The sequence below is a fragment of the Paraburkholderia susongensis genome, from assembly GCF_900177725.1.
GTDB lineage: Bacteria > Pseudomonadota > Gammaproteobacteria > Burkholderiales > Burkholderiaceae > Paraburkholderia > Paraburkholderia susongensis.
The window spans coordinates 1-1,749 of the sequence record NZ_FXAT01000029.1 but is presented as its reverse complement, the minus strand read 5'-3'; the positions used below and the strand labels follow the sequence as shown (position 1 = coordinate 1,749).

Below are 1,749 nucleotides of genomic sequence, written 5' to 3'. Positions count from 1 at the left end.
CTGAGCACGACCGATAGCAACGTGGCCTCGCTGTCGACGTCCACGTCGACCACGGCCAGCTCGCTGTCGACGGCCGCCAGTTCGTTGTCGTCGGGTCTGAGCACGACCAACAGCAACGTGGCCTCACTGTCGACGTCCGCGTCGACGACGGCCAGTTCGCTGTCGTCGGGCCTGAGCACGACCGATAGCAATGTGGCTTCGCTGTCGACGTCCACGTCGACCACGGCCAGCTCGCTGTCGACGGCCGCCAGTTCGTTGTCGTCGGGTCTGAGCACGACCAACAGCAACGTGGCCTCACTGTCGACGTCCGCGTCGACGACGGCCAGTTCGCTGTCGTCGGGTCTGAGCACGACCAACAGCAATGTGGCTTCGCTGTCGACCTCGGCATCGACGGGCATCGCGAACTCGGTCCAGTATGACGATCCGGGCCACACGAAGGTCACGCTGGGCGGTGCGGGTTCGACCACGCCGGTTACGCTGACCAACGTTGCCGCGGGCACCAACCCGACGGACGCGGTGAACTATAGCCAGCTGTCGTCGCTGTCCACGGTCACGGGTACAGCGACGTCGCAAGTCGCTTCGCTGTCGACGTCCGCGTCGACGACGGCCAGCTCGCTGTCGTCGGGTCTGAGCACGACCGATAGCAATGTGGCTTCGCTGTCGACGTCTGCTTCGACGACGGCCAGCTCGTTGTCGTCGGGTCTGAGCACGACCAACAGCAACGTGGCCTCGCTGTCGACGGCCGCCAGTTCGTTGTCGTCGGGTCTGAGCACGACCAACAGCAATGTGGCTTCGCTGTCGACGTCCGCGTCGACCACGGCCAGCTCGCTGTCGTCGGGCCTGAGCACGACCAACAGCAACGTGGCTTCGCTGTCGACGTCCGCGTCGACCACGGCGAGCTCGCTGTCGTCGGGTCTGAGCACGACCAACAGCAACGTGGCTTCGCTGTCGACCTCGGCCTCGACGGGCATCGCGAACTCGGTCCAGTATGACGATCCGAGCCACACGAAGGTCACGCTGGGCGGTGCGGGTTCGACCACGCCGGTTACGCTGACCAACGTTGCCGCGGGCACCAACCCGACGGACGCGGTGAACTACAGCCAGCTGTCGTCGCTGTCCACGGTCACGGGTACAGCGACGTCGCAAGTCGCCTCGCTGTCGACGTCTGCTTCGACGACGGCCAGCTCGCTGTCGTCGGGCCTGAGCACGACCAACAGCAACGTGGCTTCGCTGTCGACGTCCACGTCGACGACGGCCAGTTCGCTGTCGTCGGGCCTGAGCACGACCAACAGCAATGTGGCTTCGCTGTCGACGTCCGCGTCGACGACGGCCAGCTCGTTGTCGTCGGGTCTGAGCACGACCAACAGCAACGTGGCTTCGCTGTCGACGTCCACGTCGACGACGGCCAGTTCGCTGTCGTCGGGCCTGAGCACGACCAACAGCAATGTGGCTTCGCTGTCGACGTCCGCGTCGACGACGGCCAGCTCGCTGTCGTCGGGTCTGAGCACGACCGATAGCAATGTGGCTTCGCTGTCGACGTCCACGTCGACCACGGCCAGTTCGCTGTCGTCGGGTCTGAGCACGACCAACAGCAACGTGGCTTCGCTGTCGACCTCGGCCTCGACGGGCATCGCGAACTCGGTCCAGTATGACGATCCGAGCCACACGAAGGTCACGCTGGGCGGTGCGGGTTCGACCACGCCGGTTACGCTGACCAACGTTGCCGCGGGCACCAACCCGACGGACGCG

The 1,749-nt window shown here is 65.5% G+C and carries 1 protein-coding gene and 1 pseudogene; one reads left to right on the top strand and one right to left on the bottom strand.

Annotated elements, in window-relative coordinates; genetic code table 11:
* The coding region (locus B9Z01_RS36830; protein WP_338047443.1) for a hypothetical protein at positions 1 to 485 on the bottom strand (485 nt) is incomplete at its 3' end.
* A gap of 31 nt (positions 486 to 516) precedes the next feature.
* On the opposite strand from B9Z01_RS36830, the pseudogene B9Z01_RS34530 reads away from it, so the two are divergent.
* Positions 517 to 1,749 (top strand): annotated as a pseudogene (locus B9Z01_RS34530) (hemagglutinin); the annotation flags it as partial.